22 protein-coding genes are annotated in these 20,493 nt (G+C 36.1%); 12 read left to right on the forward strand and 10 right to left on the reverse strand.

Going from position 1 to position 20,493, the window contains the following annotated elements:
* Positions 1-132 precede the first annotated feature (132 nt).
* A complete protein-coding gene (locus ACTTKP_RS05035; RefSeq protein ID WP_442552813.1) occupies positions 133-507 on the reverse strand; it encodes a GntR family transcriptional regulator in 375 nt (124 codons plus the stop codon).
* Between the two features lie 171 nt (positions 508-678).
* Here ACTTKP_RS05035 and ACTTKP_RS05040 point away from each other — a divergent pair, with 171 nt between their 5' ends.
* The 9 genes from ACTTKP_RS05040 (at position 679) to ACTTKP_RS05080 (ending at position 7,665) form a co-directional block, all read left to right on the forward strand.
* Entirely contained in the window at positions 679-1,230 is a 552-nt protein-coding gene (locus tag ACTTKP_RS05040) for a Uma2 family endonuclease (RefSeq protein ID WP_442552814.1), read from the forward strand.
* A gap of 114 nt (positions 1,231-1,344) precedes the next feature.
* Positions 1,345-2,076: a LytR/AlgR family response regulator transcription factor gene (locus ACTTKP_RS05045; protein ID WP_442552815.1), complete on the forward strand. Its 732-nt coding sequence runs from the start codon at positions 1,345-1,347 to the stop codon at positions 2,074-2,076.
* Complete coding sequence (locus tag ACTTKP_RS05050; protein WP_442552816.1) at positions 2,063-3,346, forward strand: GHKL domain-containing protein; 1,284 nt, start codon at positions 2,063-2,065, stop codon at positions 3,344-3,346. Before ACTTKP_RS05045 ends, ACTTKP_RS05050 begins: the two co-directional genes overlap by 14 nt.
* Before the next feature lie 161 nt (positions 3,347-3,507).
* Positions 3,508-4,110, forward strand: coding sequence for a signal peptidase I (gene lepB, locus ACTTKP_RS05055; protein WP_442552817.1), 603 nt, complete (start codon positions 3,508-3,510; stop codon positions 4,108-4,110).
* 80 nt (positions 4,111-4,190) lie between these two features.
* The gene (locus ACTTKP_RS05060; protein ID WP_442552818.1) at positions 4,191-4,337 is read left to right on the forward strand and encodes a cyclic lactone autoinducer peptide; all 147 of its coding nucleotides are present in this window, start codon (positions 4,191-4,193) and stop codon (positions 4,335-4,337) included.
* A 2-nt stretch (positions 4,338-4,339) separates the two neighbouring features.
* Positions 4,340-4,915, forward strand: a complete 576-nt coding sequence (locus ACTTKP_RS05065) for an accessory gene regulator ArgB-like protein (protein WP_442552819.1) — start codon at positions 4,340-4,342, stop codon at positions 4,913-4,915.
* A 157-nt stretch (positions 4,916-5,072) separates the two neighbouring features.
* Positions 5,073-6,284, forward strand: coding sequence for an amidase domain-containing protein (locus ACTTKP_RS05070; RefSeq protein ID WP_442552820.1), 1,212 nt, complete (start codon positions 5,073-5,075; stop codon positions 6,282-6,284).
* Positions 6,285-6,305: 21 nt separating this feature from the next.
* A complete protein-coding gene (locus tag ACTTKP_RS05075; RefSeq protein WP_442552821.1) occupies positions 6,306-6,653 on the forward strand; it encodes a hypothetical protein in 348 nt (115 codons plus the stop codon).
* Positions 6,654-7,092: 439 nt separating this feature from the next.
* Positions 7,093-7,665 (forward strand): hypothetical protein, encoded by a 573-nt coding sequence (locus ACTTKP_RS05080; protein ID WP_442552822.1) that lies wholly within the window; start codon positions 7,093-7,095, stop codon positions 7,663-7,665.
* Positions 7,666-7,793: 128 nt separating this feature from the next.
* On the opposite strand, the gene ACTTKP_RS05085 is transcribed toward ACTTKP_RS05080, so the two are convergent.
* From ACTTKP_RS05085 to ACTTKP_RS05125, 9 genes are all read right to left on the reverse strand, one after another.
* Positions 7,794-8,459 (reverse strand): V-type ATP synthase subunit D, encoded by a 666-nt coding sequence (locus tag ACTTKP_RS05085; RefSeq protein ID WP_442552823.1) that lies wholly within the window; start codon positions 8,457-8,459, stop codon positions 7,794-7,796.
* A 33-nt stretch (positions 8,460-8,492) separates the two neighbouring features.
* Entirely contained in the window at positions 8,493-9,866 is a 1,374-nt protein-coding gene (locus ACTTKP_RS05090; protein WP_442552824.1) for a V-type ATP synthase subunit B, read from the reverse strand.
* Positions 9,866-11,635, reverse strand: a complete 1,770-nt coding sequence (locus tag ACTTKP_RS05095; RefSeq protein ID WP_442552825.1) for a V-type ATP synthase subunit A — start codon at positions 11,633-11,635, stop codon at positions 9,866-9,868. The genes ACTTKP_RS05090 and ACTTKP_RS05095 overlap by 1 nt, the downstream gene beginning before the upstream one ends.
* Before the next feature lie 11 nt (positions 11,636-11,646).
* On the reverse strand, positions 11,647-11,964 hold the full coding sequence (locus ACTTKP_RS05100) for a V-type ATP synthase subunit F (protein WP_315102665.1): 318 nt from the start codon (positions 11,962-11,964) through the stop codon (positions 11,647-11,649).
* The gene (locus ACTTKP_RS05105) at positions 11,957-12,928 is read right to left on the reverse strand and encodes a V-type ATPase subunit (RefSeq protein WP_442552826.1); all 972 of its coding nucleotides are present in this window, start codon (positions 12,926-12,928) and stop codon (positions 11,957-11,959) included. The genes ACTTKP_RS05100 and ACTTKP_RS05105 overlap by 8 nt, the downstream gene beginning before the upstream one ends.
* A gap of 23 nt (positions 12,929-12,951) precedes the next feature.
* Entirely contained in the window at positions 12,952-13,542 is a 591-nt protein-coding gene (locus ACTTKP_RS05110; protein WP_442552827.1) for a V-type ATP synthase subunit E, read from the reverse strand.
* Between the two features lie 128 nt (positions 13,543-13,670).
* The gene (locus ACTTKP_RS05115; protein ID WP_442552833.1) at positions 13,671-14,159 is read right to left on the reverse strand and encodes a V-type ATP synthase subunit K; all 489 of its coding nucleotides are present in this window, start codon (positions 14,157-14,159) and stop codon (positions 13,671-13,673) included.
* Positions 14,160-14,188: 29 nt separating this feature from the next.
* Positions 14,189-16,231, reverse strand: coding sequence for a V-type ATP synthase subunit I (locus ACTTKP_RS05120; protein ID WP_442552828.1), 2,043 nt, complete (start codon positions 16,229-16,231; stop codon positions 14,189-14,191).
* A gap of 63 nt (positions 16,232-16,294) precedes the next feature.
* Positions 16,295-16,603 (reverse strand): hypothetical protein, encoded by a 309-nt coding sequence (locus tag ACTTKP_RS05125; protein WP_442552829.1) that lies wholly within the window; start codon positions 16,601-16,603, stop codon positions 16,295-16,297.
* A 348-nt stretch (positions 16,604-16,951) separates the two neighbouring features.
* Between ACTTKP_RS05125 and ACTTKP_RS05130 the strand changes: the two genes are divergently transcribed.
* From ACTTKP_RS05130 to ACTTKP_RS05140, 3 genes are all read left to right on the forward strand, one after another.
* A complete protein-coding gene (locus ACTTKP_RS05130) occupies positions 16,952-18,526 on the forward strand; it encodes a DUF438 domain-containing protein (RefSeq protein ID WP_442552830.1) in 1,575 nt (524 codons plus the stop codon).
* Positions 18,527-18,685: 159 nt separating this feature from the next.
* Positions 18,686-18,841, forward strand: coding sequence for a Dabb family protein (locus ACTTKP_RS05135; protein ID WP_442552831.1), 156 nt, complete (start codon positions 18,686-18,688; stop codon positions 18,839-18,841).
* A gap of 30 nt (positions 18,842-18,871) precedes the next feature.
* Positions 18,872-20,248 (forward strand): sodium-dependent transporter, encoded by a 1,377-nt coding sequence (locus ACTTKP_RS05140; RefSeq protein WP_442552832.1) that lies wholly within the window; start codon positions 18,872-18,874, stop codon positions 20,246-20,248.
* Positions 20,249-20,493 lie beyond the last annotated feature (245 nt).

Consider the following 20,493-nt stretch of genomic DNA (forward strand, 5'->3'; position numbering starts at 1 on the left):
TAGTTTTTCCCTAACCATTTAAGCCAATAAAACCTGCAACACAACCGGTTGGTATGGAAATTGAAACATTTGATAATTCAAAATTTTCATATTTTTTATATAGTCCATTAATTTCAATAACATTATTCATAATCAATCCTCCTCGTACAAAATATCCATCATACTGTTCAAATCTTCTTTTGTTATCTGTAAAGATTTTGCCGTCTGAATAAGTTCTGCCATTTTCTTCTCAACCAATCTTCTCTTTGCATCCTGTAAAAGCTCAATGTTTCCGGTTGATACAAAAGTTCCAAGTCCTGCTTGGCTTACAACAAATCCTTCTGACTCCAGCTCATTATACACTCTTCGTATAGTCAGTACACTTACCTGTAAATCGTTGGCAAAAGTCCTGATAGATGGAAGAGAATCTCCCTCGGCTAATTCTTCTTTTAGAATACTATCTTTTATCTGGTCTTTTATTTGCTGGTATAGCGGTACATTGGAGTTATTAGAAATAATTATTTTCAAAAGCATCGTCCTTTCAATTTTTAATGTGATGTTTATTAATACACATTATATACTATATAACCATAGTAGTCAAGGATAAAGAATTTTCAATATAGTGGGAAATTATAAAAAAATTTTTGGTAATTATATAGAAATATGATAAAATATCTATTATGAAGGGAGGAATGAGTTATGGAATTAGCAAAGCCAAAACTTTATACAGAAGAAGATTACTACAGTTTACCGGAAAATATAAGAGCTGAACTTATAGATGGAGATTTGATTTATAATCAGGCTGCTCCATCGAGAAAACATCAGACTATACTTATGGAACTTGCAGGAACAATACGAAACTATATTAAGGCAAAGGCAGGTTCCTGCCATGTGTATCCTGCACCATTTGCTGTTAAGCTGATGAAAGATAGGAACACTATAGTAGAGCCTGATATCAGTGTTATCTGTGATGAAGATAAGCTTACAGACAGAGGCTGCACCGGAGCACCGGACTGGATTATAGAAATTGTATCTCCGGGTAATTCAAGACATGATTATGTACTTAAGCTGAATCTTTATAATGAGGCAGGAGTAAGAGAATATTGGATAGTTGATCCTACGAAGGAAAGTATATGGGTGTATTATTTTGAAGAATCAAAGTTTAAAGCCGAGACTTATTCTTTTAAGGATAAAATTAAGGTTAATATTTACGATGATTTGTATGTAGATTTTGCTGGGATTGATATGTAGAGAAACCCCTTCTGACTGATAATAATTTACAGTCGGAAGGGCTTTTTTTATATAAATATGATATAATAATTTCAGCTGATTAGGGTAAAATTATTATGATTATAGAGGTATACAATGTTTAGAATTGCTATTTGTGATGATGTAAAAGAAGTATGTGATGAGATTAAAAATATCATTTTAGAGAATAAAGAACTGCAAAACGAAAAAATTGAAATTGATATATTTAATAATGGTGAGACTCTTATAGAAGAGCTAAGAGAGAATACCCAATATGACCTTATCTTTTTAGATATCGAGCTTGGTGAGATAAATGGAGTGGAAGTGGGACATATCATAAGGGACAATATGGAAGATTATACTACTAAGATAGTATACATATCCGGAAAAAACAGCTATGACAGGCAGCTCTTTGATGTACAGCCGATAAAATTTATAAGCAAACCTATAGAAGAAGAAAAGGTGATTAAAGCAGTTCTCTTAGCTATAAAAATATCTGATAAAGAGAACAAAGCCTTTGAGTTTAAAAACTTTAAGAGTACTGTAAAGGTACTTTATTCAGAAATAATATACTTTGAAAGTGATAAAAGAGAAATTAAAATAGTATGTGTAAAAGAAACTTACAGGTTTTATGGGAAAATGGAGGAAATTAAAAAGCATTTACCGGAATTTTTTATACAGCCTCACCGCTCGTATATAGTAAATTATAAACAGATTAAACACTTTAAACCGGATGAACTTATAGTATTTACCGGTGACAGGATTACTATTAGCCGGTCTAAACGGAGAGAAATAAAGGAAATACAGATTAAATACGAGAAAAAGAGGATGGAAGATGAGTTTGATTAACCTTGTTTTTATAATTATTAATGTTTTGGGAGTATATACTGTATATAAGCTTATGGGGATATTCTGTGGGAATGAAACGATAAAAAATAAGAAGGTATTATTTTTATCTTATTTTGTGTATTATCTGTTAAGCTGCGTGATTTTTATATATCTAAATATACCTATTGTATTACTGATATTTAACTTCTTAATATATTTTATTATTAGCTTAAATTACAAAGTAAGAATGAAAAAGAGGCTGATGGCGATTATTTATACATATCTGATACAAATAATTGTGGAAGTGCCATTTATAATATCAGCTAATTATATAGGGCTAAGTATTTTTGAAAAAACGGATTTAAGGTCAATGTATTTAATTATAAGTGTCAGACTGTTTACATATTTAGTGGTTATAATCTTAGATGGGTATATGATAACCAAAAGAGAAGAAACTGATATACCTTTTTCTTCATGGATAGGAATAGTGAGTGTACCCGTAGTTACATTAATTTTGCTGATTTTGTTTTTAAATATTGCTACTTCTGTCAGTAAAATAGAGGTTATTTTAGCAGTAAGCCTGATAGTGACAGTAAATATTACAAATTACTTTTTATATAACAGTACTTTAAGTATAATGAGAGAAAATAATCGCAGAGCTATAATTGAACAGCAAAATGAATATTATGTAAAACAGTTTGATATGATAAGAGAAAATATCAATAATGTAGAGAGACTTAAGCATGACATGAAGAATCATATATTTATGCTCAAATCTCTTTATGACAATAAGAAAAAATATGAATACGAGGAATATTTTGAAGAAATTTTGAGAGAAGTGGAAGGTAAAGAAAAGATTATAAATTCAGGAAATGTAATAGTTGACAGCATTTTAAATTATAAGCTTGAAAGTTTAAGAGCGGATAATGTAGAACTTTCAGTGAATATAAATATTCCTGCAAAGATGGAAGTTTCAGATTTTGATTTAACTACAATTCTGGGAAATTTGCTTGATAATGCCATAAGAGCAGTAAAAGAAACAGAAGAAAATAAATATTTAAATATTGATATTCAGTATAAATCAGGGAGGCTTATAATTTGGTTTGTAAATTCATATAAGCATATAGAAAAATCAAAAATAGGTAATTATTTTATTTCAACGAAAGAGGATAAAAATAAACATGGGATAGGACAGATAAGTATTGAAAGGACTGTGGATAAATATGATGGAATAATAGATGTTAAATATGGAGATAAAAAGTTTGAAACAATGATAATTTTATATTGTTGAGATATATAAAAGGTTAATGCTCTGATGTCGCATAAAAATGATGATATTAGAGCATTTTTATATGTGAATTTATGCTTATGATGTAAGTTATTACATTTAAACCTATATTTCGTTACATTTTACGCACAGAGCGTTTTAATACTGTATAATAAAAACAAATAATGAATACAGTAGCTTTTTCGCTTGCTATATCCTTACTATCCATTCAAGGAGTTTTTGCAGCTGGCGCAGAGATTCCTAAAGAATTTGGGTTGGAAAAAATTATATGCAATTGGATGCTTCCATTATTTTTAAGTATACTAATATGTTTCACAATATCTAGATTTGTCTTTGTAGTTACCGTATCTACTTCATCTATGGATAACACATTGAAAAAGGGAGATGTTTTGTTGGTGACCCGCACCAATTTAGAGGAAATAGGCTATGGGGATATAATAGTTTTTAATCATCGTATTTTTAATCCTAATGAAGTTGCTTATGACGAAAAATATGTGAAAAGGCTTATAGGATTGCCTGGTGACGAGATTACTATTTTAAATAATCAACTTTATATTAACAATAAAGTTATTAAAGAAGAATATATATATGATGATGAAGATGGAAGACTATTTAGCGGTGACTTTTCTGTTCCTGATAATGAATTTTTTGTACTTGGAGATTATAGGAATATTTCTTTTGACTCTAGATTTTGGAGATATCCCTATGTAAAAAAAGAAGATATTTTAGGTAAAGTAATTTTTAATTTTTCAAACTTGCCATATTAAACATTGTTTTTATTTACATTTTTAATATATGTTAGAGTGTTTGTAATGAAAATACCTAATAGAAAAGGAGATAATATTGTATGAGAAATAAAATGATTAAAATTATAAACAAGACAGTTTGTATGGGTGCATTGTTTTTTGCATTTGTGAGTGCAAATACTTCTTGCGTTTTTGTATTTCATCAGCCTAAGATGCCTGAAAAAATCAAAAAACTTCGCAGGTTTTAGCTATGGAAGCTTTATCTGAAAAAATCATAACAAATATAATAAAGAGTGGAGAGTCCATAGAGGATTGCAGAGAAGTATATGTATATGGACTGACTCAGCTTTTTAGAACTTTACTGAATTTATTTACGACAGTTATAATAGGCTTTTGTATGGGAATGCTTTCAGAGAGTATAGTATTTGTTATCTGCCTGATGTTAATCAGGTCATATTCCGGTGGATATCACTCTGACAGTCCTATAAGGTGTTATTTAATATCAGTGATTGCTGTGATAATGGCACTTGGTAGTATAAAACTTTCTGTATGGAATGAATATTCAAGTGTATTGGTGATGGTAATTTCGAATGGTATACTCTTACTATACGCACCTATAGGTCATAGAAATAAGCCACTGGAAGATATTGAGGTCTTGGTATATAAGAGAAGGTTAAAATGGATATTGTTGGCATTAACGGTAACTTTTATGATGTTTGTACTTGTTAATTGGATAACTTTATCATATGTGGTAAGTTCAGCTGTTTTACTAAGTGCTGTAATGCTTTTGGTTGCTAAGATGGATAACTGGTTTAGTTGTTTATAAGTTGTAATAGAAAATGGGGCTTAAAAACTTGATGTAAGGAGAAACATATGAAAGATAGAAATCCACAGAGGTATAAGAATGGAGATTAATATCGTAGATTTTTCTAAACAGTATAGTTAGTAGTATATTTATATATTATATACGAGGAGGATATTATATGTTAAAAAGAACAAGTATACTATATCTGATAACAATTTTGTTTGCATTTTCCGCATTTCGTACAGATTTGTTTGCAAGTGAAGAACCGCACTTACAGACAACAGAAATGTTGGAGGCTGAGTTGCATATTAACTTTAATTCAGAGAGTGAGAAAATAATAGATAAAGTTATTTCTTTTGATGAATTATCGCATCAAGTTTTTAAAAATTATAATAACTATGATAAAAAGTCATCAATACTGACTCTGAACATTAGTATGCCAAAAGAATTTACAATTTCTAAAAGTGAAGCTAGGAGTTATGGTGAAAGATATTTTAATGATAAAATAAAAAAAATATCTAATTTGTTTGATGTAAATGCGGATATAGATGACATTGAATTTCAAACTATTGTTAAGGCATATGCGTTAGAAGATAATAACTTTATTGAATTTGCTAGGTTCATAGATATTTATGAAAATTATGAATATAACAATGAGATGAAAGATTTAATAAATAGCATAGAGTTACTAGAGTATGAATCATCAGATAAGCTTTTTGATGATGATAGATTTAATGCTTTGATTTCAATGATGCCAGTTGATACCGAAAAATATCCATCTACTGTTAAGAGTGATGCAATTGTAGATACATATTCAAACAGACAGTTGTCAGAATATGATGGTAAAAAAGCAAAAGAATATGCAAAAAAGTGGGCTAAAAAAACTAATAATAAAGACTATGGATACTATGCCAATTATTATAATCATCCAACACCTAGTAATAATGATATGTGGTCAGAAGGTAAAGGAGATAATAAGAGGAACTGGAATGATTGTACTAATTTTGTTTCTCAATGTTTGGCAGCTGGAGGTGCTGTACAGATTAAAGAAGGATGGTGGAATCCTCACAAAGATAAGGGAAATTGGTATTATTCTGGCAGTAAGCCATCACATACTTGGGGAGGAGCAAACAATTTTTTCCACCATTGGAGTGATAGAGTAGGTGTTCGTTCAAAAGCGGGTGATACTAAGGTAGGGGATCCAGTAAGTTTAGATTTTGATGGTGATAAAGTTGTCGATCACACAGTAATCATAACATCAGTTAATGGAAGAAGTATAAGTAAAATGCTGTATGCTTGTCATACTTCTGATCAATTTGAAGAAACTGGAAAGTCTTTATCGACATTGTTTAATACCTATAAACGAGTGTGGGTATATCCTTTATCATAATGGTATAGTATGAAAAAGAGAATGAGAAAATTAGTCTTTATCCCCATAATAATTTTATTTTTAACTTCCAGCATGATAATTTCTTACAAAGAATTTAGAATATGGAATCCGTTTGTGCCTTTGAATGGATTGGTAAGGGTTTCGGTATTAGGTGAAGAATATTATGAGATTCAGGAATATCCTAAAGTTATTATTGCAAATAAAAATTTTAAGTTGGTACATTATATGAAAAATTTAGGATATGAATCCATAGAGACGAATAAGGATAGTATCTTAGAAAATATTCATGAATTTAAATTAGGCGAATCAAGTTCGTTTGTAGAAGTAATTAAGCATATAAATTTTTATGTTTGGATGTGGAGGGAATAATAAAACCGAAAACATAAGCAGTTTAAAATAGTAAATCAGAAATGGTTTGCTGTTTTTACAAAACTCTAAAATTAGCTTTCCTTGATATACAGCTGTTGTGACAGTATTTTTGAAGGTTGCATCTTTAATGGAAAAAAAGTTCAAGGAAAAATGCTGAGGATATGTTTAACATTCAAACCTGCTTGACTAAAAATGCACTATCTACTATTTATATAACACGTGAAGCAACAGTTAAAGACGAAGAAAAAGTAAAATTATGTCAAAGAACACCAGATGAACTTAATGGTTATTCTTTAAGACGTTTTAATGGTTGGAAATAAAGAGTGCAGTTACTCACATCATAATCAATATTTAAAATGAGTAAATTAGAAATTCAAGTTACAGTTTGATTGTGACTTGAATTTCCTTTGAAAAGTAAGGTTAAATAAAAGGAGCCTTTATGAAGTATAAAATGTCTGTTATTCTAAATATTATTTTAACAATAACTGTAATTTTTATTTTTACTTATATAGCAACAGATAAAAATATTAATAAAGAGAAAGAAAATAATAATTCAATAGATACCAAAACAGCTGCAGATAGGATTGAGAATTATGTAAAATCCATATTTGGATTTAATTTTGAAGATAATTTTGGAGACATAAGCATAGATATTGAAGAAGGAAAATACACGGTGAACATAGCATTTGTACCAAGTGTAGGTTCATTTCCAGTTAAATCTGAGATATATGAATATGTCGGATTTCGTTCTTACCAGATAATTTCTTTTTTTTCTGAAGTAAGAAGATTTAATTATACTGTTTTATGGGATGACAAGGACAAAAAAGAGGCTATGAAACTTATAATTGATGAAGAAGCTGTAAAAGAACTTTATAGTAACTATTGGGAGGCAGTTCGTAGTAAAAATGAGGGCTATGAGAATACATATAAAAATATTTTTTTATCAATTATAGAAACGGAGGAGTCAAAGGCATGGAGAGAAGTTATAGATAAAAATGCAAATATGCCATAAGAATGACTAAACAAGAAGTGGTACATATAATACCCCAGAACGAAAAGATAAAAATGAGAGACTATACAAGATAAGAAGCCAAAACAGGAGCTACGACCAATTTGTAATCGTAGCTCCTTATTTACATATTACACAGCTTCCTGCTGTTTTTCTTTATAATGATGTGCCTCTTCAAGCATCATATCCTTAACCTTCATAAGCCTTATCTGAGTACTTCTTTCGTTCTCGTCAAGCTTCATGGTTATCATCTTGATATTAGCCTGTAAGGTAGGTATCATAACGTATTCAAGAGCATTAACACGTCTTCTGGTCTTTTCAATTTCAGCAGCCATAAGTGAGCAGGACTTCTCTACCTCTGCGAGGGTGATAAGATCCTTCTGAATACTTGAAAGAGAGAGAACGGCAGTGTCAAGGTCGCTTGAAGTAAAGGCAAAACCGTATGAGTAGATATCTCCTTCATCACTGGTTCTGGCCTTTGTTTCAAATTGAGGTATATTAACACTCATTACATTACGGGTGCTTACCTCAACTGTCAGCTCCTGCTTAGGTGCCATAAAGGCAACTCTTACAGTCTCATCTGACATGGTAGAGCGGGCTATAACAAAGTTCTTGTTTGCATTCTTAAGGTCTTCTTCAACCTTTTCACGCAGAGCTTTGTTTTTTCTAACAAGGTCGAGGAACTCACGCATAAGCTCATCACGCTTGTCTTTTAAGAGCTTATGTCCTCTGGTAGCGGTAATAAGTTTACCTTTAAGCCTCGTAAGCTCCATTCTTGTTGCATTAACAGTTGCCAAATTTTCACCTCCCTTGATAATTATATTGATGGATTACTTTTTATCGTAGTACATATCAAGGTACTCGTCACGAATTCTCTTCAGCTCACTTCTAGGAAGGATTCTGAGGAGATCCCAGCCGATATTGAGGGTTTCTTCAATGCTTCTGTCTGTTCTAAAGCCCTGTGATACATAAACAGCTTCAAATTCATCTGCAAACTTAGCATAGAGCTTGTCTATATCTGAAAGAGCTGCCTCACCGAGGATGACCATAAGCTCCTTAGCATCCTTACCACGAGCGTAAGCTGAGAAGAGCTGGTTCATGGTGTTTGCGTGGTCTGCTCTGGTCTTGCCCTCACCGATACCCTTATCCTTAAGACGGGAAAGAGATGGGAGAACGTTGATAGGTGGCTCAATCTTCTTACGATAAAGATCACGTGAGAGAATAATCTGTCCCTCTGTAATATATCCTGTAAGGTCAGGAATTGGGTGAGTCTTATCATCCTCAGGCATGGTAAGAATAGGAATCATAGTGATAGATCCGTTCTTTCCGTTCTGACGGCCTGCACGCTCATACATAGTAGCAAGGTCAGTATACATGTAACCAGGATATCCACGACGTCCCGGAACTTCCTTACGAGCAGCTGATATCTCACGAAGAGCATCTGCATAGTTTGTAATATCTGTAAGGATAACAAGTACGTGCATTCCCTTTTCGAAAGCAAGGAACTCAGCTGTGGTAAGTGCCATCTTAGGAGTAGCAATACGCTCTACAGCAGGGTCATTTGCAAGGTTCATAAAGAGAACTGCTCTGTCAATAGCTCCTGTCTCCTTGAAGGACTCTACGAAGTAGTTAGACTCTTCAAAGGTAATACCCATAGCAGCAAATACAACCGCAAACGGCTCGTCTGTTCCTACAACCTTTGCCTGACGTGCAATCTGTGCAGCAAGCTCAGCATGTGGAAGACCTGAACCTGAGAAGATAGGAAGTTTCTGTCCACGAACAAGGGTATTAAGACCGTCAATAGCGGATACACCTGTCTGAATGAACTCCTCAGGGTAGCTTCTTGCAGCAGGGTTCATAGGAAGGCCTGCTACATCACGTCTTTCTTCAGGAAGGATTTCCGGACCGCCGTCAATAGGACGACCAAGACCGTCGAAGACACGAGAGAGCATATCTTCAGACACACCAATCTCCATGCTTCTTCCAAGAAAACGTACCTTTGAGCTTTCAAGGTTGATACCTGTTGAAGACTCAAAAAGCTGTACAAGAGCATTACCGTCATCTATTTCAAGTACCCTACATCTACGTCTGCTACCGTCAGCAAGTTCGATTTCACCGAGTTCATCGTATGCGACATCAGTTACGCCGCGTACGAGCATAAGAGGACCGGCAACCTCTTGTATTGTTCTATATTCTTTTGCCATTAGAAGTCTACCTCCTGTGCAACATCATCTGCTTCTTTAGCAAGGGCTGCCTCGATTTCCTTAAATCTGGCATCAACCTTGTCCTCAGCAGTATATTTAAAACGACCGATAGGCTCACGAACTTCCATAGCTATAAGCTTATTGATATTTGCACCCTTATCAAGAGCCTCAAGACAAATATCATAGAAAGTAAGTATAAGTTTCATAAGCATAAACTGTTTATGAAGAGAAGTATAAGTATCTTCCTCCATAAATGCGTTCTGCTGGAGTAAATCCTCTCTTACAGATCTTGCAACTTCCATCTTAAGACGGTCAGGAGCTGAAAGAGCATCTTCACCAACGAGCTGAACCATTTCCTTAAGTGCTGACTCATCCTGAAGGATAGCCATTACTCTGTTCTTATATGGAACCCAGTCCTCACTGATATTTTTGGCAAACCAAGGATCCATTGTATTATAAAGAGAATAACTCTCAAGCCAGTTAATAGCAGGGAAGTGACGCTGATAAGCAAGGTTGGCATCAAGTCTCCAGAATACCTTTACAATACGAAGCGTAGCCTGTGTAACCGGCTCAGATATATCACCGCCGGCAGGGGAAACCGCACCGATAACTGAGAGGCTTCCTTCTTTATCCTCCTCGCCAAGTACCTTAACCCTGCCTGCACGCTCATAGAACTGTGCAAGACGGGAACCGAGGTAAGCAGGATAACCTTCTTCACCCGGCATTTCCTCAAGACGACCTGACATCTCACGAAGAGCCTCTGCCCAACGGGAAGTGGAGTCAGCCATCAGAGCTACTGAATAACCCATATCCCTGAAGTACTCAGCTATGGTAATACCTGTATATACACTTGCCTCACGAGCCGCAACCGGCATATCTGAGGTATTTGCAATAAGTACTGTTCTTTCCATAAGAGAGTGACCTGTCTTAGGATCGATAAGCTCTGGGAACTCGTTAAGAACGTCTGTCATCTCATTTCCACGCTCACCGCAACCGATATAAACCACGATGTCAGCCTCTGCCCATTTTGCAAGCTGATGCTGAACTACGGTCTTACCTGAACCGAAAGGTCCCGGAACTGCAGCAACACCACCCTTAGCTATAGGGAAGAGGGTATCTACTATTCTCTGTCCTGTGATAAGCGGCATATCAGGTGAAAGTTTCTGCTTGTAAGGACGCTCCTTACGAACAGGCCATTTCTGCATAAGACCAACTTCTTTAAGCTCGCCGTTAGCATTTTTAACCTTAGCCACCATATCTGTAATCTTGTAATCACCTTCAGCAATTTCAGCGATTTCACCATCTACACCGATAGGTGCAAGAATCTTGTGGGAAACTACCTGAGTTTCCTGAACAGTTCCGATTATGTCGCCATGTGTAACCTTGTCACCTACCTTTTTAGAAGGTACAAAGTGCCATACTTTTTCACGCTTAAGTGCAGGAACTTCAACACCACGGCTGAGGAGATTTCCTCCTGTTACCTTCATAATGTCATCAAGAGGGCGCTGAATTCCGTCATAAATACTTCCGATAAGACCTGGTCCTAACTCAACACTCATAGGAAGTCCTGTAGACTCAACAGGTGCTCCCGGAGCAAGACCGGAGGTTTCTTCATAAACCTGTATAGAAGCTTCATCACCGTGCATTTCGATGATTTCTCCTATAAGACGCTGCTCACTTACACGAACAACGTCGAACATATTTGCTCCGCCCATACCTCTGGCTATAACAAGAGGTCCGGCGATTTTTTTGATTGTTCCTGTATTCATTCTTATGCTCCTTAGTTATTAAAGATGATATCTGAACCAACTGCCTGTTCCACAGACTTCTTGACTAACTCAATTCCCTTACCGGTATTGCCGGAAACTCCCGGAATGAGTATGATTGCAGGAAGTAATTCTTCCCTGTAATGATCAATCAAGTCACTTAATTTTTCAGCCAAAGCCTCAGTCATATAGATGATGGAATAATCTCCTTCAGCCAGTTCACGAAGCTTCTTGGCTGCTTCAGCCTGTTCGGTAAAAGGGAAGGTGTCAAAACCAAGAGCACCGAAACCATAGATACTGTCTATGTCTCCCATAACTGCTATTCTAGACATACATTTCCCTTACCCTTTCCCTGAGGGAATCATCGGAAAGATTATTTATCTTCCCTGAGAGGATGATTCTCACAGATTTTATTTCATTTTCCCTTGCAAGTATATAGGCTGCAAGAGGTCCGATTGAAAACGGATTATGACGCTGTGGACGAATTTTTGCAATTATCAGATTATCACACCACCGTTCAAATGCTGAAGGGGATTTTTTAATCTCAGGAACTGCATCCAAATAGGCTGTGTGTGAAAGATATTCATAAATTGCATCAAGGCTTTCAGTAGCAGCTTTTGCAAGCCTGTCTACATTTAGAGAATCACAAGGAGCTAATGCCTTTTCAAGGAAGGAAATATCCTTACCTATCATACAAGCTCTTATAGCAGTCTTTATATTGGCAGCCGCTACTGTGAGTTCTCCATATAATTCAAGTATTTCATTACCTGACTTTTTGCCGGACTCATATATTTTAGTAAGTGCAGCCTTGTCGATAATGATATCGCAAAGCCCACCATCGCCTGTGTGTAAAAGAGTATCAAGGGATTCCGCTGCAACCTTCTGCATGTCAGACGGAAGTGTAGAAAAATCCCTCTGCTGAAGTGCCTTACGGATGATTTCCGGATCAATAGAGCACTGATCTTTTTCTAAATAAATGTCATCACGGTTTATCTGTTCGGCAGCAGATTTAACTGCGGCTTTCAGGTTGTGATAGTCATTTGCGTAGAGAAATACATCGAAGACATGGGGATCGGAAATAAGCTCGGAAATAAATTTCCAGGTCTTATCCCTCTCATTCTTCAGTATGGTGGATAAAGACATTGAATCATCTATGTCCCAACCATGGTCTGATAACAGGCGAAGGCATTCATCATAGCTTTTTGCGGCAAGAAGAGATTCGAGAACCGAACTTGTTAATAGACGAAGCTCAGCACTGCGGATTCTTGCGACCGCATAAACATATTCTTCTGACATATTACCTCCAAGTTTTTTCATGGTTAAAACAAGAGTTTCTGTACCTTATCCTGTACCGCTTCTATATTTGTCTCAAAAAGAGAGGTGATAGAGCAGTTCTGGTCTATACCTTCATAAAGAAGGACGAAACCTCCGTCTATAGGACGGGTTTCTTTAGAAACAGTGAGCTTGCCGCCTTTAGACATAGCAATGGCATTAAGCTTTGTTTCAAAATCAGCAGGAAGTCTGTTAAGATCCTTTTCGTTAAAAATGATTGTTCCTGCAGCAGGACTTACATTTTTTTCTGCTAATTTAAGTATTTTATCGAAATATACGCTATCAGGAAGAGCATAGATTAAATTCTTAGCTTCTTCTATTACTTCACCTATCAGTTTTTGCTTTTCCTCAAGAATCAGACGGCGCTTTCTAAGGGCAGCAGCCGATTCAGCAGTGGATTTGCTGGCAGACAGGCGAACAGAAGTATCGTGATTAATTTTTTCACAAGCTTCTGCAGCTTCTTTTTCAGCACCGGCAATAATAATCGCAGCTTCAGCATTAGCTTTGTCGATGATAGCGGCTACGCTTTGATCGGCTTCAGCTTTGATTTCGCTGGTGATTTTTTCTAATCCTGTCATGTTGCCTCCTTGTTTATTTTTTAAAAAACTTCTGAATTACAAATATGGTGTTCAGATGAAGTTCTTTCTCACTTTGTTCGAAAGAACGGCTAATTTTCTAAACTCATACTTCGTATTCGTTAAGAAAATTATGCCATTCCGTTTACACCGATGAGTGCAAGGAAAGAAACAAGAAGTGCTAAGATCGCATAAGTCTCAACCATTGAAGGGAAGATCATTGACTTACCGAACTGATCAGGTCTTTTTGCTGCAAGAGCGATAGAAGCAACGGCAGCCTTAGCCTGATATACTGCTGACATATAACCTGCTATAGCTATAGGCATACAAGCTGCAAAATAAGCAAGACCTTTTACAAGAGAAATCTCCTGAACATTACCACCGATTACTCCAAGGTTAAGGAGAGCGATGAAGGCGATAAGGAGACCATAAATACCCTGTGTACCAGGAAGAAGCTGTAATACAAGAACACGACCGAACTGGCTTGGATCATCAGTAACAACGCCTGCTGCTGCCTGACCTGCAATACCTACACCCTTAGCTGAACCGGCACCTGCAACACCTGCTGCGAGTGCAGCACCAAGAACTGCAAAGAAAAGTCCTAAACCTGACATAAAAATTACCTCCAAAATTTTGATTTTTAATTGAGTTATTCATTGTTTTTAACTGTAAAATATTTTGTATTTTCAGCAAAAGGAACAAATTCCTTACCACCACCGTTATAGAACTTACCAAAAAACTCAACATACTCAAGACGGTTGGTATGCACGTAAGCACCCAATGCGTTGATAAGAATGTTTATTGTATGTCCTACTACAAATATTACTATGAAGAATATAAGACCAAAAAGATTTCCGCCCGGCATAACTGCGATAGTGTTAAATACCTGTGAAATAACACCTGTTGCAAGACCGAGAGCAAGAAGTCTTGAGTAGGAGAGTACATCACTTAAGTATCCGCTTATGCCATAAAGAGCATAAAGACCTTTAAGAAGCCTCTTAAGAGGGTTCTTTGATTCTCTGCCTCCCATTACAAGAATTCCTGTTGCACCGGCAAGAGCACATACTGTAAATACTGTGACAACTGCCTGTGGGAAGTTTATAGTGAACTTGAACATATTCTGTATCATCTCTGTGGTAAGTAAAAGTCCTAACAGACCGCCAAAGAAGAGATACCAGCATATTACATCAAATACAGCCTCGACTATTTTGCCCTGCTTTAAGTTGGAATAAAGAGCAATTCCGAGTCCGCACATAAGATGGATGATACCGATAACAAATGCAATACCGAGTAAAGTTACAGGATCTTTAATCGGATCAAGTAAGTAAGGCAGGTTTACAGCCTTTCCGAAGAAAGTTTCAGTAAATTTAGGGACAACATCGCCAAAGAAACTGCCGAAGATAAAGCCCCAGATTGTTGTGCCTATACCGCAACCGAAGAACATCTGTAACATTCTCTTAGTGCCTTCTTCAAGTCTGCCCTTGAACTTGGTCAGTATAAATAATGTAGCAAATACCATTATAAGTCCGTAAGCAGCATCTGAAAGCATAAGACCATAAAGTCCGTAGTAGAAAATAGAAGCGAGGAAGGTTGGATCAACCTCTCCCTTTCCTGGAAGTGCATAGCCTGAAACAACTCCTTCTATAGGAGCGGCATATGCATTATTTGAAAGTTTAACAGGCACATTCTCTTCATCGGAAGGTGTGCTGTATTCCACAACGCAGTCAAACTTAGAGGTGATTGCGGCATCAAGGGACTTAATATCTCTTTCAGGTATGTATCCTGTGATGCAAAATACTCGTTTTGACTGGAAAAGCCCGCCAATTACACCGTATTTGTCTGCACGCATAGTGAAGTAGTCAACTATAAAGGTGATTTCTCTTCTCTTATCTGCGTATCCTGCAATCTTGTTTGTGGCAGTTTTGATGATTTCTTCCTGTTTTGCCAAATCTTTTGCTATGCTTTTTTCCTGCTCGGCAGGAATTACACCCGGAAGAGCAGGTCTTGCAAAGCTTAAAGAGCGCAGGGCATCTTCGGTTTCCTTGGCTTCGCTGCAGTGGCAGATTATGAGGACGCAGGTCTGCTCCTCGTTACTGCTAATGATGGAGATATCTACTTTCTGTACGGCGGGAGCCTTTTCAGCAAATGCAAGCTGTAAGGAACTCTGATCGTAAGCTGTCGGAAATGTTCCAATAAAGGCTTTAGTGTATTTAGTGCCTTTATAATCAAGTGGAAGCGTGAAGCCAAGCCATGGCGCAAGCATCTCTCTCTGATTAACCAGCTTTGGAATTTCAGCCTCAGCCTCAGCCTTCTGTTTGTTAAGGCTGTTCAGTTCGTAGACCATATCCATAATCTTGTCACGCTTTGTTACGAGCGACTCGTAGTCAGAGGCATTCATCTTATCTCTACCGGCAAATGAATCCATCATTCCGGCTTTGACGGGAACTTCCCTGTCTAAGATGGCAAGAGCCTGTGATGCAAGGTTTGCATTCTTTTCAAAAGTAGCTTTGGCAGAAGAGGTATCGGTCTGTTTAAAGAGAGTATCAGTTTGACCGTCTTTGCTAACGAAGAGTTCTTTTCCTGCATCAGCATTGATTTCGACTGCACCAAGTCTTTGTAAGCTCTCGAGAATAGGCTTCCTGTCCTTTTTTAGAGCAGCTATGAACAAGCGTTTCATAGGTAGTACGGACATGTTTAACTCCTCCTTTCCTTATTAAATTTTCAGTACATTTTAGCAGGCTTGTGGGGGAGATTGTTAAAATAGTATCTCCGTGACTTTTTCAGCCACCTCTTTTTTCTTGCCTTCTGCCTGTGAGCGAAGAGCTTTTACTTCTTCAGAGCTTTCAATTTCCGCTTTTTGCAGGAAACTCTCATTTACTTTGCTTATTTCAGTAAGCTTAGATTCAGCGCCTGTTTTGGCAGCAGAAATCTTAGATGAAATGAGTTCTTTTGCATCAGAATGAGCTTTTGAAATAATCTCGGAAGCTCTTTCTTTTGCATCTCGTTCAGCTGTTTCAGCTAATTTCTCAGCTTCACGAATAGTGCTGATAGCATCCGTTGACAATAATAATCACCGCCTCTCGTGTATTTTAGTATAGGTATTTTCTGTATGAAAACCTATCTTGTATTTTATCTCAATATTGGGGTATAGTCAATCAAGATTAAAGTTTTAGATAAGATTTTCGTAAGGAAATTTTTAAAATACAGAATATATGATTGAAATATTAAGAAATATAGAGAAATGTCACAAACAATTTAAGAAAAATGCAGATATTTTACTAAAATTATTGTTATTAATATAAATTACTGATAGTTTTATAATAAAAAACAGATGACAGATTGAATATAATTTGATAGAATAATTAGCGAGGACTAATTCATATTAAAATAGTAGGTTAAGGAGAAGATTATTATGATGAAGGATTACTTAAAAGATGCCGATATGGAGAAATTGGCAACAGTACTTGAAATCAAGCAGGCGTACAAGGATGGTAAGTATACATTGGAAGAAGCAAGGGCTTTGCTTAAAGAAAAAGTAAAAACCCTTACACCGGCGGAAGTAGCGCTCGCAGAGCAGGAACTTACAAAGGAAGAGGAAGATGAATGTCGTAAAGAAGACATACAGAAGATGCTTGAACTCTTTGAAGGGATTATGGAAGTAGGGCGTCCTAAGCTCCGTGAGGATCATCCGATTTTAAGATATTTTGAAGAAAATGATGAGATGAGGAAACAGTTGCTTGCAGTGGAAGATTTGGTGCAGTATCCGGTGATAAAAAACCAGTGGTTTGAACTTTATGATAAGTTAAGAGAATTTCGCATCCATCTTTCGAGAAAACAGAATCAGCTTTATCCTGTGCTTGAGAAGAAAGGTTTTACGAGGCCTACAACTACTATGTGGACTTTGGATGACTTTATAAGGGATGAAATATCTGAATTCAGAGCCTTGCTTGAAGCAGGTAAGGAAGAGGAATTTATAGAAAAACAGACTACACTGGTAGAAGATATAAGGGATTTGATGACTAAAGAAGAAACAGTACTTTATCCTACTTCACTAAAGCTTATAAATGATAAAGAATTTGAAGATATGAAATCAGGCGACCTTGAAATTGGCTTTGCATTTGGAGTGGGAGGAAAGGCCGCAGAGAGTAAAATCAATAATGAAAAAATAGAGAAGCCTGTAAATGAAGGCTTTATAGGAGAGCTTGCTAATCTTCTTGGTAAGTATGGGCTTGCTTCTAATAATAATGAAGAACTTGATGTGACCACAGGAAAGCTGACGCTTAACCAAATAAATATGATATTTAAGAACCTGCCTCTTGACATATCTTTTGTAGATGAAAATGAAATAGTTAAGTTTTATTCGGACACAGACCATAGAATTTTTCCAAGAAGCAAGAATGTAATAGGAAGAGATGTAAAAAACTGTCATCCTAGAAAGAGTGTGCATATAGTAGAAGAGATTGTGGATAAATTCAGAAAGGGTGAGGAAGATCATGTAGATTTTTGGATAAATAAGCCGGGAGTATTTATTTACATATATTATGCGGCTGTAAGGGATGAAGCAGGGAATTTTAAGGGAGTGATTGAAATTATGCAGGACTGCACCAGAATCAGAAACCTTCAAGGCTCAAGAACCCTTCTTAACTGGGATGAGGGACTTAAGGGAGATGTGGTTGGAGAAGATAGCGGACAGGATGAAAAGACAGATAATCTGAATGCATCAAAAATAGAAAAGGAAGCTGAGGATGAGGTTGTAAATAATGATGGAAGGATTGAAGTGACTCCTGATACTAAGCTTACAGCCTTGCTTGCAGCCTGCCCTCACCTTAAAGAGGAACTTCCTAAGATAAATCCTAAATTTAAAATGCTAAATTCTCCTCTAGGCAGGGTGATGATACCGAAGGCAACTGTAAGAATAATGAGCGAGCGTTCGGAAATGGACTTGGATGAATTGATTAAGGCAATAAAAGAGGTAGTTGAAAAATAAAAAATAAAGTTTATAATAGAAAACTCCCTGATATTATTTTGTTAGATAATGTCAGGGAGTATAATTATTCCTAAATTTCATATCAAATATGTTATTTAAGAAGATGTATTTCTTTATTATTATGTTAAAATAATAACTATCTTTTTATAAGGAGGGAATATGGTAAGGCACATAGTTTTATGGAAATTAAAAAAAGAGATGACTGAGGAAGCACTTAAAAATTATGCTTCTCACCCTGAGCATATAGCCGTTGCGGAGAATAAAGTCAAACCGTTCGTTTCGGAAAGAATATGTTATGATTATGAAATAAATTAACTAATAAAATTAAAGAGAGGAAGAAAGTAAATGCCTGAAAAAAGTTCAAGAGAGAGATTGGAAAGCAGACTCGGCTTCATACTTATAAGTGCGGGATGTGCGATAGGAATAGGAAATGTATGGAAATTTCCATATCTTGCAGGTCAGAATGGTGGAGGCATCTTTGTATTGATTTATTTATTCTTCCTGGCTGTACTTGGTATTCCTGTTATGACTATGGAGTTTTCAATGGGCAGAGCAAGCAGAAAAAGTCCTGTACATTTATATCAGAAAATAGAAAAAGCAGGAAGCAAGTGGCATCTGCATGGGCTTGCCTGCATGGCGGGAAATTACATTCTGATGATGTTTTATACTACAGTTGCAGGCTGGATGATTAAATATTTTGTGTCAATGGCTTACGGTAAGTTTGAAGGACTTAATAAGGATGGAGTGGCGAGCCTCTTTACGGGAATGTTGGGTTCTCCTGTTACCCAGGTATCTTACATGGCGGTAGTAGTGGTTGTGGGCTTTTTTATCAACTCTATGGGACTTCAAAAGGGACTTGAAAAGGTAAGTAAATGGATGATGTCAAGTCTCCTTATTATAATGCTGTTACTTGCAGTAAACAGCCTTTTTATGAAGGGAAGTGCCGAGGGACTTAGTTTTTATTTGCTACCTGATGTAAATAAGGTGAGTCAGATAGGATGGTCAAAGGTAATAGTTTCCGCTATGAACCAGGCATTTTTTACTCTGAGTATAGGTATAGGCTCTATGGCGATTTTTGGGAGTTATATAGGAAATGAAAGAAGTCTTATGGGAGAATCGGTGAATGTTGCCGTATTGGATACCTTTGTAGCGATAGTTTCAGGACTTATTATTTTCCCTGCCTGCTTTACTTATGGAGTACAGCCTGATAGTGGTCCAAGCCTTATATTTATAACTCTCCCTAACATATTTAACAATATGCCTTTTGGCAGGGTTTGGGGCAGTCTTTTCTTTGTATTTATGAGTTTTGCAGCCTTTTCGACTGTGCTTGCAGTATTTGAGACTATCCTTGCCTGCACTATGGATCTTACGGGTTGGAGCAGGAAAAAGGCAAGTATTGTAAATTGTATTGCAATATTGCTACTTTCACTTCCATGTGCGCTCGGCTTCAATATCCTTAGCTTCATTGAACCTATGGGAAAGGGAACTAGCTTTTTGGATTTGGAAGATTTTTTAGTAAGTAATCTAATCCTGCCTATCGGTTCATTTATCTTTGTGCTTTTTTGTATAAGCAAGAGAGGATGGGGATGGGATAATTTTGTGGCAGAGGCAAACAAGGGGAAGGGAATTAAGGTACGGAGCCTAATGAAGGGATATATGACTTATGTACTTCCTGTTATAGTAATGGCTTTTATTTTACTAGGATTATTTTATAAGGGATAATAAAGGTAAAATATACATCTGATATAAGTTTTGAAATAAAAAATGCTAAAATCCTGATAAATCAATGTTATAGAGGATTTTAGTATTTTTAACTTATACTCTAAAATGATTAAAATCAGGAATTGGTATCAAAATATCTTGAAATCAGAGTTTGTTGGTGTTATTATTTAGTTGTTACAGTATACTATTGTTAATCTGTTTTATTAAATCTTGAGATAATTATTCTAAATTTCTCATTTATTTCA

Origin of the sequence: Catonella sp. (genome assembly GCF_052169795.1) — a bacterium.
Classification (GTDB): Bacteria; Bacillota; Clostridia; order Lachnospirales; family Lachnospiraceae; genus Catonella.

Bases quoted from the DNA above. Each gene is read 5' to 3' on its own strand.
- ACTTKP_RS05040 (WP_442552814.1), top strand. From the start codon at position 679: ATGGAATTAGCAAAGCCAAAACTTTATACAGAAGAAGATTACTACAGT.
- ACTTKP_RS05045 (WP_442552815.1), top strand. From the start codon at position 1,345: ATGTTTAGAATTGCTATTTGTGATGATGTAAAAGAAGTATGTGATGAG.
- ACTTKP_RS05050 (WP_442552816.1), top strand. From the start codon at position 2,063: ATGAGTTTGATTAACCTTGTTTTTATAATTATTAATGTTTTGGGAGTA.
- lepB (WP_442552817.1), top strand. From the start codon at position 3,508: ATGAATACAGTAGCTTTTTCGCTTGCTATATCCTTACTATCCATTCAA.
- ACTTKP_RS05060 (WP_442552818.1), top strand. From the start codon at position 4,191: ATGAGAAATAAAATGATTAAAATTATAAACAAGACAGTTTGTATGGGT.
- ACTTKP_RS05065 (WP_442552819.1), top strand. From the start codon at position 4,340: ATGGAAGCTTTATCTGAAAAAATCATAACAAATATAATAAAGAGTGGA.
- ACTTKP_RS05070 (WP_442552820.1), top strand. From the start codon at position 5,073: ATGTTAAAAAGAACAAGTATACTATATCTGATAACAATTTTGTTTGCA.
- ACTTKP_RS05075 (WP_442552821.1), top strand. From the start codon at position 6,306: ATGAGAAAATTAGTCTTTATCCCCATAATAATTTTATTTTTAACTTCC.
- ACTTKP_RS05080 (WP_442552822.1), top strand. From the start codon at position 7,093: ATGAAGTATAAAATGTCTGTTATTCTAAATATTATTTTAACAATAACT.
- ACTTKP_RS05090 (WP_442552824.1), bottom strand. From the start codon at position 9,866: ATGGCAAAAGAATATAGAACAATACAAGAGGTTGCCGGTCCTCTTATG.
- ACTTKP_RS05095 (WP_442552825.1), bottom strand. From the start codon at position 11,635: ATGAATACAGGAACAATCAAAAAAATCGCCGGACCTCTTGTTATAGCC.
- ACTTKP_RS05100 (WP_315102665.1), bottom strand. From the start codon at position 11,964: ATGTCTAGAATAGCAGTTATGGGAGACATAGACAGTATCTATGGTTTC.
- ACTTKP_RS05105 (WP_442552826.1), bottom strand. From the start codon at position 12,928: ATGTCAGAAGAATATGTTTATGCGGTCGCAAGAATCCGCAGTGCTGAG.
- ACTTKP_RS05110 (WP_442552827.1), bottom strand. From the start codon at position 13,542: ATGACAGGATTAGAAAAAATCACCAGCGAAATCAAAGCTGAAGCCGAT.
- ACTTKP_RS05120 (WP_442552828.1), bottom strand. From the start codon at position 16,231: ATGTCCGTACTACCTATGAAACGCTTGTTCATAGCTGCTCTAAAAAAG.
- ACTTKP_RS05130 (WP_442552830.1), top strand. From the start codon at position 16,952: ATGATGAAGGATTACTTAAAAGATGCCGATATGGAGAAATTGGCAACA.
- ACTTKP_RS05135 (WP_442552831.1), top strand. From the start codon at position 18,686: ATGGTAAGGCACATAGTTTTATGGAAATTAAAAAAAGAGATGACTGAG.
- ACTTKP_RS05140 (WP_442552832.1), top strand. From the start codon at position 18,872: ATGCCTGAAAAAAGTTCAAGAGAGAGATTGGAAAGCAGACTCGGCTTC.